Source organism: Mycolicibacillus koreensis, assembly GCF_002104795.1.
GTDB classification, from domain to species: Bacteria; Actinomycetota; Actinomycetes; order Mycobacteriales; family Mycobacteriaceae; genus Mycobacterium; species Mycobacterium koreense.
Map to the genome: position 1 here is coordinate 1 of NZ_NCXO01000026.1, position 14,069 is coordinate 14,069.

General features: G+C 71.9%; 12 protein-coding genes. 9 read left to right on the forward strand and 3 right to left on the reverse strand.

The annotated features are described in order from the left end of the window. Nucleotides 1–2,461 (reverse strand): transglycosylase domain-containing protein (locus B8W67_RS12110; protein ID WP_109561781.1); only part of this gene is annotated, 2,461 nt, incomplete at its 3' end. Between the two features lie 22 nt (nucleotides 2,462–2,483). Continuing rightward, complete coding sequence (locus tag B8W67_RS12115) at nucleotides 2,484–2,909, reverse strand: DUF5318 domain-containing protein (RefSeq protein WP_069391615.1); 426 nt, start codon at nucleotides 2,907–2,909, stop codon at nucleotides 2,484–2,486. Nucleotides 2,910–3,104: 195 nt separating this feature from the next. Between B8W67_RS12115 and B8W67_RS12120 the strand changes: the two genes are divergently transcribed. The 7 genes from B8W67_RS12120 (at nucleotide 3,105) to B8W67_RS12150 (ending at nucleotide 9,589) form a co-directional block, all read left to right on the forward strand. Then, complete coding sequence (locus B8W67_RS12120) at nucleotides 3,105–3,647, forward strand: PadR family transcriptional regulator (RefSeq protein WP_069391616.1); 543 nt, start codon at nucleotides 3,105–3,107, stop codon at nucleotides 3,645–3,647. 94 nt (nucleotides 3,648–3,741) lie between these two features. Beyond that, nucleotides 3,742–4,836 (forward strand): inositol-3-phosphate synthase, encoded by a 1,095-nt coding sequence (locus tag B8W67_RS12125; protein WP_069391617.1) that lies wholly within the window; start codon nucleotides 3,742–3,744, stop codon nucleotides 4,834–4,836. Nucleotides 4,837–4,935: 99 nt separating this feature from the next. Further along, a complete protein-coding gene (locus tag B8W67_RS12130) occupies nucleotides 4,936–5,751 on the forward strand; it encodes an LLM class F420-dependent oxidoreductase (protein WP_069391618.1) in 816 nt (271 codons plus the stop codon). 55 nt (nucleotides 5,752–5,806) lie between these two features. Continuing rightward, entirely contained in the window at nucleotides 5,807–7,516 is a 1,710-nt protein-coding gene (locus tag B8W67_RS12135; protein WP_085304232.1) for an ABC transporter substrate-binding protein/permease, read from the forward strand. After that, nucleotides 7,513–8,244 carry an amino acid ABC transporter ATP-binding protein gene (locus B8W67_RS12140; RefSeq protein WP_069391619.1) on the forward strand — a complete coding sequence of 244 codons (732 nt, stop codon included), beginning with the start codon at nucleotides 7,513–7,515 and terminating at the stop codon, nucleotides 8,242–8,244. The genes B8W67_RS12135 and B8W67_RS12140 overlap by 4 nt, the downstream gene beginning before the upstream one ends. A 149-nt stretch (nucleotides 8,245–8,393) precedes the next feature. Further along, entirely contained in the window at nucleotides 8,394–8,912 is a 519-nt protein-coding gene (locus B8W67_RS12145) for a MarR family winged helix-turn-helix transcriptional regulator (protein ID WP_069391620.1), read from the forward strand. A gap of 5 nt (nucleotides 8,913–8,917) precedes the next feature. Beyond that, entirely contained in the window at nucleotides 8,918–9,589 is a 672-nt protein-coding gene (locus B8W67_RS12150) for an SDR family oxidoreductase (RefSeq protein WP_085304181.1), read from the forward strand. Between the two features lie 40 nt (nucleotides 9,590–9,629). On the opposite strand, the gene leuS is transcribed toward B8W67_RS12150, so the two are convergent. Beyond that, nucleotides 9,630–12,518: a leucine--tRNA ligase gene (gene leuS, locus B8W67_RS12155; RefSeq protein WP_085304183.1), complete on the reverse strand. Its 2,889-nt coding sequence runs from the start codon at nucleotides 12,516–12,518 to the stop codon at nucleotides 9,630–9,632. 208 nt (nucleotides 12,519–12,726) lie between these two features. On the opposite strand from leuS, the gene B8W67_RS12160 reads away from it, so the two are divergent. Both B8W67_RS12160 and B8W67_RS12165 read left to right on the forward strand, forming a co-directional pair. Then, nucleotides 12,727–13,692, forward strand: a complete 966-nt coding sequence (locus tag B8W67_RS12160; protein WP_085304234.1) for an LpqN/LpqT family lipoprotein — start codon at nucleotides 12,727–12,729, stop codon at nucleotides 13,690–13,692. A gap of 25 nt (nucleotides 13,693–13,717) precedes the next feature. After that, a complete protein-coding gene (locus tag B8W67_RS12165; protein ID WP_069391623.1) occupies nucleotides 13,718–14,065 on the forward strand; it encodes a hypothetical protein in 348 nt (115 codons plus the stop codon). The last annotated feature ends 4 nt before the right edge of the window (nucleotides 14,066–14,069 follow it).

Here is a 14,069-nt window from a genome sequence, read left to right on the forward strand (position 1 = left end):
GCTCGTCGCTGGGCGGCGGGGGCGGCGGCGGTGCGGCCGGCACCCCGGCGTAGCCGCCGACTTCCTCCGGCGTCGGGAACGACTCGGTGTCGGTGCCCTGCAGGGCGCCGTCCATGGTCGCCTTCCAGATGTCCGACGGCAGGCTCGACCCCCAGACCGGGGAGCCCCACTGGTTGACCAGCGGCTCGTCGTCCTTGACGGTGCCGACCCACACCGCGGTGGACAGCGACGGGGTGTAGCCGACCATCCAGGCGTCCTTGTTGTCCTTGCTGTCGCCGAGCTGCACGGTGCCGGTCTTGGCCGCCGAGGGCCGCCCGCCGGCCAGGTTGTGTCCGCGGGAGTACCCGGCGATCGGCACCATCGCGGCGGTGACGTTGTCGGCGACGGCCTTCTCGATGCGCTCCTCACCGGGGTTGTCGGCGGTCAACGCGTCGAAGAGCACCTGCCCGTCGGCGTTGACGACCTTCTCCACGAAGTGCGGGGCGTGATAGGTGCCGGAATCGGCGAGGGTGGCATAAGCCGACGCCATGTCGATGACCCGGGTCTGGTACTGGCCCAACACGATCCCGTTGTTCGGCGGCCCGCCCTCGCCGTCCTCGGACAGCGTGTGCGCCACCCCGGGGAAACTCTCGGCGATGCCGGCCCGGTGGGCGGCGTCGGCCACATCCTGCGGACCGTTCTTCAGCTTGAGCATCAGCCGGTAGTAGGAGGTGTTCAACGACCGCTTCAGCGCCTCGGCGATGTTGCAGGTGCCGCAGCCCTCGTTCTCCACGTTGGTGATCTCGATGCCGTTGACCGTCAGCGGGGAGCTGTCCACCTGGTAGCCCAGGCCCATCCCCTGCTCCAGCGCGGCCACCAGTGCGAACACCTTGAACGACGAGCCGGTCTGCAAGCCGGCCTGGGCGAAGTCGTAGCCGGTGGCCTCCGAGCCACCGTAGTAGGCGCGCACCGCCCCGTTGCGCGGATCGATGGAGACCACCGCCGCGCGCATGTCGGGGTCCTGACCGTCGAGATACTTCTCCACCGCGTCCTCGGCGGCCTGCTGGGCCTGCGGATCGATGGTGGTGGTGACCTGCAGCCCCTCGGTGTTGAGGGTCTGCTCGTCGATGTCGAACAGGTCGAGCAGCTCGGCGATGACCTGCCGTTCGATCAGGCCGTTGGGTCCGGTGGTCTGGTCCTCCGAGCGGGCCATCCCCGGCGGGATCGTCTCGGGGAACTGCTGGGCGGCGCGCTGCTCGGGGGTGAGCGCCTTGATCTGCACCATCCCGTCGAGCACCCAGCTCCACCGGTCCAGGGCGCCGTCGGGGTCGATCGCGGGATCCAGGGTGGAGGGCCGCTGGATCAGCGCCGCCAGCAGCGCCCCCTCGGCGACGGTGAGCTGTTCGACCGGCTTGTTGAAGTACGCCTTGGACGCCGCGGCGATCCCGTAGGAGCCGCGTCCGAAGTAGATGATGTTCAGGTAGGCCTCCAGGACGTCGTCCTTGGACCACTGGCCGGACATCTTGGTCGCGATGACCAGTTCCTTGGCCTTGCGGGTCAGCCCGCCCATCCCGGTGCGCTGGGCACCGACGAGCGCGTTTTTGACGTACTGCTGGGTGATCGTCGACCCACCCTGGGTGTAGCCGCCGAACAGGTTGTTCTTGATGGCCCGGCCGAACCCGCTGAGCGAGAAGCCCGGGTTGGTGTAGAAGTTGCGGTCCTCGGCGGCGATCACCGCGTTGCGGACGTGCTGGGGCACCTGGTCGATGTCGATGTCGACCCGGTTGCCCTCCGGCGGCACGATCTTGGCCAGTTCGCTGCCGTCGCTGGCCAGGATCGTCGACACCTGGTTGGTGCGGATGTCGCCGGGCTGGGGCACCTGCACGATCAGGTACGCCATCGCGAACGTCACGATCGGCAGCAGCACCGCCGCGGCCACCGCCAGATAGCAGGCCCGCCGGACCCAGCGCCACCGCACCCGCGCCCGCGACGGCGCCGCGCGCCGGCGATGCGGCGCCTCCCGCGGCGGCTCCCGGTCGTCGTCGGTGCGTCGGGACCGCCCGCGCGACGGCGGTGGCTCGTCGGGCGTGGGCGTAGCGGAGCGCGCGGCGCCCGCGGGGCGCCCCCCCGACACCGCATCGCGCGCCTCGCGCGCCTCCCGCGCCTCGCGCGTCGCGCCGTCCTCGGTGCGCGGTTCCTCCCGCGCGCCGGTGCGCCCGGCGGCACGGTGACGCTCGGCCAACGAGGGGGCGTTCAGCGCGGCGGTGACCGCCTCGATCGGGTCGCGCAGCTTCTCCGGCACCTCGTCGCCGACCCGCGGGATCAGCGAGGTCGGCCGGTCTTCCGGGGCGCGCCCGCGCGCGTGGTCCGGCCCCGGGGACCTGGACGGTCCGGTCGGCTCCGGTGGCTCGGGGGCCCGGTGGGCGCCGCCGCGGGGCTGCTCCCGGGGTCGGCGCGGCGGGGGCCGGTCGTCATCGTTCACTGGCGGGTCATTCGGTGGCGGGTTATTCACTGGCGGTACGCGCCCCGTTGCGGGCGGTCCGGGTGGTGCGCGAACCCTTCGGTGGCCGTACCGCGCCCAGCACGTACGACTTCACCAGATGATTCCAGCTGCACGTTCGGCATACCTCCACCACATGTACCGAGAACTCCGAGAATCGGGTCGCCAGCAACACCAACTCCTCGGCGCTGCGGGCCGAGCCCGACACCGCCCCGAGATGATCGCCGAACACCCAGGACACCAGCGTCAACTGCTCCTTGCGGCAGATCGGACAACTGACCGAGCTGGTCTTGCCGTGAAACTTCGCCGCCCGCAACAGGTAGGGGTTGGCGTCGCAGACGTCGGACACCCCGGTCCGCCCGGAGTACACCTCGGCCAGCAGCGCGCGCCGTTGAAGCGCGTAGTCCACCACCTGTCGCTGCAGTCGCACGCTGACTAGAGTACGTCGGTCACCGCCGTCGGGGATGCGGACCGCGGCGGTCCAGCGATGACGGCGCGCCGCGGCCCGGCTCAGCGGGACGCCGGCTCCCCACGACTTGGCTCGGGATATATCGGGGCGATACTATGGCGCGAGCTGTCGGGCGCACGGTGGAGCGCGGCAGCGGCGAATCAGGGAGGTGACTCGATGCTGGAGCTGGCCATTTTGGGCCTGCTGCTGGAGTCACCGATGCACGGCTACGAGCTACGCAAGCGGCTCACCGGCCTGCTGGGGGCGTTCCGCGCCTTCTCCTACGGCTCGCTGTACCCGGCGTTGCGCCGGATGCAGGCCGACGGGCTGATCGCCGAGAATGCTGCCCCCGCGGGCACCCCGGTGCGCCGGGCACGGCGGGTGTACCGGCTCACCGACGCCGGCCGGCAGCGATTCTCCGAGCTGGTGGCCGACACCAGCCCACAGAACTACACCGACGACGGCTTCGGCGTGCACCTGGCGTTCTTCAACCGCACGCCGGCGGAGGCGCGGATGCGCATCTTGGAAGGCCGGCGCCGCCAGGTGGAGGAACGCCGGGAAGGTCTGCGCGACGCCGTGGCGCGGGCCAGCGGCTCATTCGACCGCTACACCCGCCAGCTACACCAGCTGGGGTTGGAGTCGAGTGAACGCGAGGTGCGATGGCTCAACGAGCTGATCGCCGCCGAACGGGTTGCCCAGGGTCACGGCGATCAGCCCTGACCCGACCGGGCACCCGCCCGGCGCAACCGCCAACAACACAAGCAACGGTCGAGACCACCGGCCGCACGCAGAAGGTAGGAGAAGGAGAACGTCCATGAGTGAGCAAACCGGCGCGGTGGCGTCGACGGAGGTGCGGGTCGCCATTGTGGGCGTCGGTAACTGCGCGTCCTCGCTGGTGCAGGGCGTCCAGTACTACCGCGACGCCGACGAGAACTCCACGGTTCCCGGCCTGATGCATGTGCGGTTCGGTGCCTACCACGTGCGCGACGTGAAATTCGTCGCCGCGTTCGACGTCGACGCCAAGAAGGTCGGGTTCGACCTGTCCGAAGCGATCTTCGCCTCGGAGAACAACACCATCAAGCTGACCGACGTGCCGCCCACCGACGTGATCGTGCAGCGCGGCCCCACCCTCGACGGCATCGGCAAGTACTACGCCGACACCATCGAGCTCTCCGACACCGAACCGGTCGACGTGGTCAAGGCGCTGCGCGACGCGAAGGTCGACGTGCTGGTGTCCTACCTGCCGGTGGGCTCGGAGGAGGCCGACAAGTTCTACGCCCAGTGCGCCATCGACGCCGGGGTGGCGTTCGTCAACGCGCTGCCGGTGTTCATCGCCTCCGACCCGGAGTGGGCGGCGAAGTTCACCGAGGCGGGTGTGCCGATCGTCGGTGACGACATCAAGAGCCAGATCGGCGCCACCATCACCCACCGGGTGATGGCCAAGCTGTTCGAGGACCGCGGCGTGCAGCTGGACCGCACCATGCAGCTCAACGTCGGCGGCAACATGGACTTCCTGAACATGCTGGAGCGCGAGCGCCTGGAGTCGAAGAAGATCTCCAAAACCCAGGCGGTCACCTCCAACCTGCAGCGCGAGTTCAAGACCAACGACGTGCACATCGGCCCGAGCGACCACGTCGGCTGGCTCGACGACCGCAAGTGGGCCTACGTGCGCCTGGAGGGCCGCGCCTTCGGTGACGTGCCGCTGAACCTGGAGTACAAGCTCGAGGTGTGGGACTCGCCGAACTCGGCCGGGGTGATCATCGACGCGGTGCGCGCCGCCAAGATCGCCAAGGACCGCGGCATCGGCGGCCCGATCGTGCCGGCCTCGGCGTATCTGATGAAGAGCCCGCCGAAGCAGCTGCCCGACGACGTGGCCCGCGCCCAGCTCGAGGAGTTCATCACCGGCTGAGCCGGACCGCCGCGCGACCATCGGACGCCGGGTGCCCGTCGGGCGCCCGGCGTTCGTCGTCTGTTCGTGTCTGGGCGTGTCTGCTCGTACCGTGGGGACATGGTTTCTCCCGTGCCCGGCCCCCGGCCGCCCCGCATCGGGGTGCAGCTGCAGCCCGAGCAGGCCCCCGACTACGGGCTGATCCGTGACGCGGTGCGCCGCTGCGAAGACCTCGGCGTGGACGTCGCGTTCAACTGGGATCACTTCTTCCCGCTCTACGGCGACCCCGACGGCGCGCACTTCGAGTGCTGGACGATGCTGGCCGCCTGGGCGGAGCAGACCTCGCGCATCCAGATCGGCGCGCTGGTGACCTGCAACTCCTACCGCAACCCCGATCTGCTCGCCGACATGGCCCGCACCGTCGACCACATCAGCGGCGGGCGGCTGATCCTGGGGATCGGCGCCGGCTGGAACCACCGCGACTACCGCGAGTACGGCTACGAGTTCGGCACCCGGGGCAGCCGGATCGCCGACCTGGGGGCGGCGCTGCCGCGGATCACCGCACGGCTGGGCCGGCTCACCCCGGCGCCGGCCGGGCCGCTGCCGGTGCTCATCGGCGGCGACGGGGAACGCAAGACGCTGCGGCTGGTGGCCGAGCACGCCGACATCTGGCACAGCTTCGCCGACGCGACCCGGCACCGCCACAAGGCCGCGGTGCTCGCCGACCACTGCGCGGCGGTCGGGCGCGATCCGGCCGCCATCGAGTTCTCCGCGGCGGTCGGCGGCGACGTCGGCAGCACCGACGCGGCGGCGGTGACCGCCGAGGCCGACGCCCTCGCCGACGCGGGGGTCAGCCTGCTGACGATCGCGACCGCCGGGCCCGACTACGACCTGACCGGCGCGGCCGCCCTGTGCCGCTGGCGTGACCGCCGCTAGGCGGGCGCGCGCCCTGGCCGCGGTGGCGGCGGTGGCCGGGACGCTCGCCGCGCTGATGGCCGCGCCGGCCGCGCTCGCCGCGCCGGACCAGTGCGTGCCGCCCGGCGTGGCGAACGCCACCGCGGTGCCCCCCAACCTCACCGCCACCCCCGGCGAGCCGCACCGCGACACCCACACCACCGCCACCACCGTCGCCGTGGACTCCGTCGACGTCGCCGCGCTGGGACTGACCACCCCCGGCACGCTGACCGTCGGCAGCCTCTCGGATGCCCCGCCGACCAGCTGCATCGACGGCACCGGCCGGTTCAGCGGCTTCGACGACGAACTGCTGCGCGCGGTCGCGGCCAAACTGGGGCTGCGGGTGTCGTTCGTGGGCACCGATTTCGCCGGGCTGCTCGCCCAGGTCGCCGCGGGGCGCTTCGACGTCGGCTCGGCGTCGATCGCGGCCACCGAGGCCCGCCGGCGCACCGTCGGGTTCACCAACGGCTACGACTTCGGCTACTACGCGCTGGTGGTGCCGCCGGGCTCGGCGCTGACCGCGATGGACGACCTGCGGCCGGGCCTGCGGATCGGGGTGGTGCAGGGCACCATCCAGGACGCCTACGTCACCGACACCCTGGGGTTGGCGCCGGTGAAGTTCCCCGACTTCAACACCGTCTACGCCAGCCTGAAAACCGGTCAGCTCGACGCGTGGGTGGCCCCCGCCCAGCAGGCCGGGCAGTTGGTGCGCCCCGGCGACCCGGCGGTCATCGCCGCCACCACCGTCAGCGTCGACACGTTCGTGGCGTGGGCGGTCGCCGCGGGCAACCGCCCACTGATCGAGGCGCTCAACGCCGGGCTGGACGCGGTCATCGCCGACGGCACCTGGGCGCGGCTCTACACCGACTGGGTGCCGCGCGAACTGCCGCCGGGCTGGCGGCCGGGGTCGCGGGCCGCCGCGGCGCCGGCACTGCCGGACTTCGCCGCGATCGCCGCGCAACGACCGCACCGCGAACCCGGGGCGACGGCCCCCTCGACGCTGCGCCAGCTGCGCGACTCGTTCTTCGACTGGCAGCTCTACCGGGAGGCGTTCCCGGTGCTGCTGACCACCGGGCTGCCCAACACGCTGATCCTCACCGGGGCGGCGGCGGTGATCGGGCTGGTCGCCGGGCTGATGTTGGCTCTGGCCGCGATCGCCCCGACCCGCTGGCTGCGCTGGCCGGCCCGGATCTACACCGACATCTTCCGCGGCCTGCCCGAGGTGGTGATCATCCTGCTGATCGGGTTGGGGCTGGGCCCGGTGGTGGGCGGGCTGACCCACCACAACCCCTACCCGCTGGGCATCCTGGCGCTGGGGCTGATGGCCGCCGCCTACATCGGGGAGATCTTCCGCTCCGGGATCCAAAGCGTGGAGCCCGGCCAGATGGAGGCCGCCCGCGCCCTCGGATTCGGCTACGTCGGCGCGCTGCGGTTCGTGGTGGTGCCCCAGGGCATCCGCCGGGTGCTGCCCGCACTGGTCAACCAGTTCATCGCCCTGCTCAAAGCCTCCGCACTGGTGTATTTCCTGGGACTGTTGATCGAGCAGCGGGAACTGTTCCAGGTCGGCCGGGACCTCAACGCCGCCACCGGCAGCCTCTCCCCGCTGGTGGCCGCCGGCCTGTTCTATCTGGCGTTGACGATCCCGCTGACCCACCTGGTCAACGTCATCGACACCCGGATGCGCCGCGGCCGGCCGCGGGCACCGGATCCGGTGGCGCTGACGCCGGCCGGCCAGGAGATGACGTGAGCGCGGCGGTCTCGGTGAGCGGGCGCGACCTGCATCTGCGGCTGGGCGGGGCGGCGGTGCTGTGTGGGGTCGACATCGAGGTGCCCGCCGGCACCACCGCCGCGGTGATCGGGCCGTCCGGGTCGGGCAAATCCAGCCTGCTGCGCACCCTGAACCGGCTGCACGAACCCGACCGCGGCGACATCCTGCTCGACGGGCGCTCCGTGCTCGCCGAGAACCCCGACCGGCTGCGTCGGCGCATCGGGATGGTGTTCCAGCAGTTCAACCTCTTCCCACACCGCAGCGTGCTGCACAACGTCGCCCTCGGCCCGCGGCGCCTGCTCGGCCTGGACGCCGACGCCGCCGCCGAGCGGGCCCTGACCCACCTGGAGCGGGTGGGGTTGGGCGCCTATGCGTCGCGGCGCCCCGCGGCGCTCTCCGGCGGCCAGCAGCAGCGGGTGGCGATCGCGCGGGCCCTGGCGATGGACCCGCAGGTGATGCTCTTCGACGAGCCGACCTCGGCGCTGGACCCGGAGCTGGTCAAAGGGGTCCTGGCGCTCATCGCCGATCTCGCCGCCGACGGCATGACGATGATCGTGGTCACCCACGAGATGGGGTTCGCCGCCTCCAGCGCCGACCAGGTGGTGTTCATCGACGCCGGCCGGGTGGTGGAGGCCGGCGAGCCCGACGAGCTGTTCAGCCACGCCCGCACCGACCGGCTGCAGCGGTTCCTGTCCCAGGTGCTGTGAGCGTCACCGGGTACCGCCGGGCGCGACCCCAGCGCGACACCAGCGCGTCCCCAGCAGGTGACGGCGCGCCGTTGATCACCGTGAATACCGTCGGGCGCCTTTGAACACCTTGGCCCCGGGGCGGCCACCACCGGTTAAACTGGCTCATTATGGCAATGAGCGATGCCGCCCCACCGGAGGTGGCGGAGCTGGCCGAGGGACTGCACCGCACCCTGACCAAACTGTTCGCGATCCTGCGCCGCGGTGACACCAACCGCGACGCCACCGGGGATCTCACCTTGGCGCAGTTGTCGATCCTCTACACGCTGCTCGGCCAGGGCCCGATGCGGATGACCGAACTGGCCGCCCACGAACGGGTACGCACCCCCACCACCACCGTGGCGATCCGCCGCCTGGAGAAGATCGGCCTGGTCAAACGCTCCCGGGATCCCTCGGATCTACGGGCGGTGCTGGTCGACATCACCCCGGAGGGCCTGGCGGTGCACCACGAGTCGCTGGCGAACCGGCGCGCCGCGCTCTCGGCGATGCTCAGCCAGCTCAGCCAGGACGAGGTCGACGCGCTGGTCAACGCGCTGGCGCCGCTGGAGCGCCTCGCGGCCAGTGAGCCGACCCGCGGCGGGGTCGCCGGCTGCGACGAACCGGTGCGCCCCGACGCGCTCGGCGGCTAGCGGCGATGTCCCGGCCGACCGCGCTGATCACCGGTGCCAGCAGCGGCATCGGCGCCGCGATCGCCGCGGCGCTGGCCCCCACCCACGCCCTGGTGCTCGCCGGGCGGCCCTCGGCGCGGTTGAGCGCGGTCGCCGAGCGCCTCGACGCCGCGACCGTCGCGGCGGACCTCGCCGCGGTGGACTCCGGGATCGACCCGGCGACGCTGCCCGCCGACCTCGACGTGCTGGTCCACAACGCCGGGGTGGCGCTGCCGGCCCGGGTCGCCGAATCCGATGTGGCGCAGTGGCGCACCACGATGGAGGTCAACGTCGTCGGCGCCGTCGGGTTGACGCTGGCGCTGCTGCCGGCGCTGCGCCGCGCGGGCGGGCAGGTGGTGTTCATCAACTCCGGGTCGGGGCTGCGGTCCTCCCCCGGTCTGGCGTCGTACTCGGCGAGCAAGGCGGCGCTGCGGGCGTTCGCCGACTCGTTGCGCGAGGACGAACCGGCACTGCGGGTCACCAGTGTGCACCCGGGTCGCACCGACACCGCCATGCAGCGCGGGCTCGTCGACTACGAGGGCGGCGACTACGACCCGCAGCGGTTTCTGTCCCCGCAGACCGTCGCCGAGGTGGTGGCCAACGTCGTGGCCACCCCGCCCGACGGGCACGTGCACCAGGTGGTGCTGCGACCCCGCTGATGGTTTCACGGGAAACCGGCCCCCGGGGGCCGTGCGGTGGCTACACCACCAGGTTGACCAGTCGGCCGGGCACCACGATCACCTTCTTCGGGTCGGCGCCGCCCAAGAATCCCTGCACCTTCTCATCGGCGAGGGCGGCGGCCTGCACGGTGGCGGCGTCGGCGTCGGCGGCCACCGTGATCAGTCCCCGCTTCTTGCCGTTGACCTGCACCGGGTAGTCGACGGTGTCGGCCACCAGATACGCCGGGTCGGCCTGCGGGAACGGCCCGTGGGCCAGCGAGGTGTCGTGGCCCAGCCGCGCCCAGAGTTCCTCGGCCAGATGCGGGGCCAGCGGGGCCAACAGCAGCACCAGCGGTTCGATTGCGGCGCGGGCGTGCACCGCCTGCTTGGTCAGGTGGTTGGTGTACTCGATGAGCTTGGCGGCGGCGGTGTTGTTGCGCAGCGCCAGATAGTCCTCGGTGACCCCGGCGATGGTGCGGTGCAAAAGCCGCAGCGTCGCCTCGTCGAGGGCCTCCTGGGCGCCGCCGCGGGTCTCGCCGGTCTGCTCGTCGACGACCAGGCGCCACACCCGCTGCAGGAACCGGAACGCCCCGACGACGTCCTTGGTGGCCCACGGCCGGGACGCCTCCAGCGGACCCATCGACATCTCGTAGACCCGCAGGGTGTCCGCGCCGTAGTCGTCGCAGATCTGGTCCGGCGAGACCGAGTTCTTCAAACTCTTGCCCATCTTGCCGAACTCCTGGCGCACCGGGATCTCGCCGTCGGGGCCGGGGTAGACGAACCCGTCGTCGCGGGCCACGACGTCGTCGGCGGGCACGTACGTCCCGCGGGCGTCGGTGTAGGCGTAGGCCTGGATGTAGCCCTGGTTGACCAGCCGGCGGTACGGCTCGCGGGAGCTGACGTGGCCGAGGTCGTGGAGCACCTTGTGCCAGAACCGGGCGTAGAGCAGGTGCAGCACCGCGTGCTCGACCCCGCCGACGTAGAGGTCGACCCCGCCGGGGTCTGCCCCACCGTGTTCGGCGGGCCGCGGGCCCATCCAGTACGCCTCGTTCTCCGGGGCGCAGAACCGCTCGGTGTTGAGCGGGTCGACGTAGCGCAGCTCGTACCAGGAGCTGCCGGCCCACTGCGGCATCACGTTGGTGTCGCGGGTGTAGGACCGCAACCCGTCGCCGAGGTCGAGTTCGACGTGCACCCAGTCGGTGGCCTTGGCCAGCGGCGGGGCGGGCTCGCTGTCCGGGTCGTCGGGGTCGAACTGCACCGGCGCGTAGTCGGGGACCTCGGGCAGTTCCACCGGCAGTGCGGCGTCGTCGAGCGGGTACGGCCGCCCGGTGTCGTCGTAGACGATCGGGAACGGCTCGCCCCAGTAGCGTTGCCGGGCGAACAGCCAGTCGCGCAGCTTGTAGGTCACCCGCGGCCGCCCGCGGCCGGCCTGCTGCAGCCGCTCGGTGACCGCCGCCTTGGCCTCGGCGACCGTCATCCCGTCGAGGTAGCCGGAGTTGACCAGGGTGCCGTCGCCGGGGTGCGCGGCGGTGGCGACGTCCCCGCCGGTGATCACCTCGACGATCGGCAGCCCGAACGCGGTGGCGAACTCCCAGTCGCGCTGGTCGTGGCCGGGAACGGCCATGATCGCCCCGGTGCCGTAGCCGAGCAGCACATAGTCGGCGATGAAGACCGGGACCGACGCACCGTTGACCGGGTTGGTGGCCATGGCGCCGAGGAACACCCCGGTCTTGGTCTTGTTCTCCTGGCGCTCCAAGTCGGATTTCGCCGCGACGGCGCGCCGATAGGCGGCCACCGCCTCGCCCGGGGTGGCCGCCGAATACGTCCACGCCGGGTTCACCTCGTCGGGCCACGACTCGGCGGTGAGCTCGTCGACGAGCGGATGTTCCGGCGCCAGAACAAGATAGGTCGAACCGAACAGTGTGTCGGGTCGGGTGGTGAACACCTCGACGGCCCCGGCGGCGGTGTCGAAAAGCACCTCCGCTCCCGAGGAGCGGCCGATCCAGTTGCGCTGCATCGTCTTGACCTTCTCCGGCCAATCCAGGACGTCGAGGTCCTCCAGCAGCCGTTCGGAGTAGGCGGTGATGCGCATCATCCATTGCCGCAGCCGTTTCCGGAACACCGGGAAGTTTCCGCGCTCGCTGCGACCGTCGGCGGTGACCTCCTCGTTGGCCAGCACGGTGCCCAGCCCCGGGCACCAGTTCACCAGCGAGTCGGCGCGGTACACCAGCCGGTAGCCGTCGATCACATCGTGGCGCTCTTCGGCCGACAGCGCCGACCAATCCCGTCCGTCATCGAGAGCCCTTGTCCCGGAGTCCAGTTCGTCGATGAGGTCAGCGATCGGCCGGGCCTTGCCGACGGAGGTGTCGAACCAGGCGTTGTAGATCTGCAGGAAGATCCACTGCGTCCACCGGTAGAACTCCACATCGGTGGTCGACACGCCGCGGCGGGTGTCGTGACCGAAGCCGAGGCGGCCCACCTGTCGGCGGAAGTTCACGATGTTGGACTCGGTCCGGATGCGCGGGTGGGTGCCGGTCTGAGCGGCGTACTGCTCAGCGGGAAGACCGAAGGCATCGAATCCCAACGTGTGCAACACGTTCCGGCCGGTCATCCGGTGATAGCGGGCGTAGACGTCGGTGGCGATGTACCCGAGTGGATGTCCGACGTGCAGACCGTCGCCGGACGGGTAGGGGAACATGTCCTGGACGAACATCTTGTCCGCAGGCAGCGGCGCACCGTCGGCCGGCGCCAGCGCGCCCACCGGGTTGGCGACGTGGAACGTGCCGCGCCGGTCCCACTCCTGCTGCCAGGTCCGCTCGATGCGACCGGCCAGCTCCGCGGTGTAGCGATACGGCGGGGCCGCGGGGTCACTGGACGCGCCGGGGTCCGCTGCTGCGGCGTCCGGGCCCGTGCTCGACGATTCGGTCACGTCCCACAGGGTATAAGGGTCCCGCGAACGCCCCGGCGGGCCACGGGGGTCTCGATCCGGTTGCGGTCCGGTTCCCGGCCGATTCCGGGTTGATACCGGCTCGGTTCCAACCGCGGCGGACCCCTGCCGCCGCCGGCGCGGGCTGGTTAGCCTCGGCGCAGAACCCGGGGTGTCGGCCCCGATTCCGTTCGGAAGGACCGATGTCGAGATGTTGCACACCGCCCGCCGCTGGTCGGCCTCGACCGGGGTGCTCACCGCCGCGCTCGCCGCGACGCTGACGTTCGGCGGTATCGCCGCCGCCGATCCGGTGCCGGCACCCGTGCCGCCGCAGCCGGCCCCGTTGACCCCCGATCCCCTCGCCCAGCACACCCCCGCCACGGCGCCGGCCGCGCCGGCCGCACCGTCGCTGCCGCAGGGCGCCACCCCGGCCGCCCCGAAGATCCAGCCGCTGGTGCCGGCCACCTCCGACACGTTGCGCGACTACTTCGCCGGCCACGGGGTGGAGTTGCAGGTGCAGCAGGCCACCGGCTTCGACGCCCTGGACATCACGCTGCCGGTGCCGACCGGCTGGACCCGGGTGCCCGACCCGAACGTGCCGGACGCGTTCGTGGTGATCGCCAACCGCAACAGCGACTCGCTGTACACCTCCAACGCCGCGCTGGTGGTCTACCGCCTCGTCGGCGACTTCGATCCCCGCGAAGCGATCACCCACGGCAACATCGAGGCCCAGCAGCTGCCCGCGTGGCGCACCACCGACCAGGCGATCGCCGACTACGCCGGGCAGCCCGCGGCCCGCATCGAGGGCACGTTCCGCCAGAACGACATGACGTTGAACACCGCCCGGCGCACCATCATCGCCACCTCCGGGGCCGACCGGTATCTGGTGTCACTGTCGGTGACCAGCGCGGCCAACCTGGCGGTCGCCGACGCCACCGCCGCCGAGGCGATCCTCACCGGGTTCTCGGTGCGCCCGCCGGCCGACGCGACACCCGGCCCGGCGACCGCGCCCGGACCCACCGCACCGGCGGCGGCCGTACCGGGACCCACCGCACCGGCGGCGACGGCACCGGCGGCGGCCGTACCGGGGCACACCGCACCGGCGGCCGTACCCGCCGCCCCAGCGGCCCCAGCGGTAGCACCGGCCACGGTGCCGATGCCCACCCCGTCGCGCTAGGCGGCGGGCCTTCTATCCTTGGGTCATGCTGATCGCCACCGTCGTGTGCTGCGTTGCGGCGCTGCTGGTGGCCGCGCGCGGCGTGTGGACGTTGACCCGTCCGGACACCGGTGACCCCGTCCAGCGGGTGCTGCGGGCGGTGGCTCCCACCCAACTGGCCGCCGCCAGCATGCTCGCCATGGCCGGGGTGACCGCCGCGGTGGCCCCGACCGGCACCGCGGTGGCGGCGCTGGTCGTCGGGGTGCTCGGCGCCGCCGGCACCGTCGCGGCCGGTATCTGGCACTCCGCCCGCTACGCCGCGGCCGCCGAGGCCCGCCAGCAGGCCGACGGCTGTGCGGGGGCCTGCAGCGCCTGCACTCAGCCCTGCCACTAGCGCC

Bases quoted from the DNA above. Each gene is read 5' to 3' on its own strand.
- B8W67_RS12120 (WP_069391616.1), top strand. From the start codon at position 3,105: ATGCTGGAGCTGGCCATTTTGGGCCTGCTGCTGGAGTCACCGATGCAC.
- B8W67_RS12145 (WP_069391620.1), top strand. From the start codon at position 8,394: ATGGCAATGAGCGATGCCGCCCCACCGGAGGTGGCGGAGCTGGCCGAG.
- B8W67_RS12160 (WP_085304234.1), top strand. From the start codon at position 12,727: ATGTTGCACACCGCCCGCCGCTGGTCGGCCTCGACCGGGGTGCTCACC.
- B8W67_RS12135 (WP_085304232.1), top strand. From the start codon at position 5,807: ATGGCCGCGCCGGCCGCGCTCGCCGCGCCGGACCAGTGCGTGCCGCCC.
- B8W67_RS12165 (WP_069391623.1), top strand. From the start codon at position 13,718: ATGCTGATCGCCACCGTCGTGTGCTGCGTTGCGGCGCTGCTGGTGGCC.
- B8W67_RS12125 (WP_069391617.1), top strand. From the start codon at position 3,742: ATGAGTGAGCAAACCGGCGCGGTGGCGTCGACGGAGGTGCGGGTCGCC.
- B8W67_RS12130 (WP_069391618.1), top strand. From the start codon at position 4,936: ATGGTTTCTCCCGTGCCCGGCCCCCGGCCGCCCCGCATCGGGGTGCAG.
- B8W67_RS12150 (WP_085304181.1), top strand. From the start codon at position 8,918: ATGTCCCGGCCGACCGCGCTGATCACCGGTGCCAGCAGCGGCATCGGC.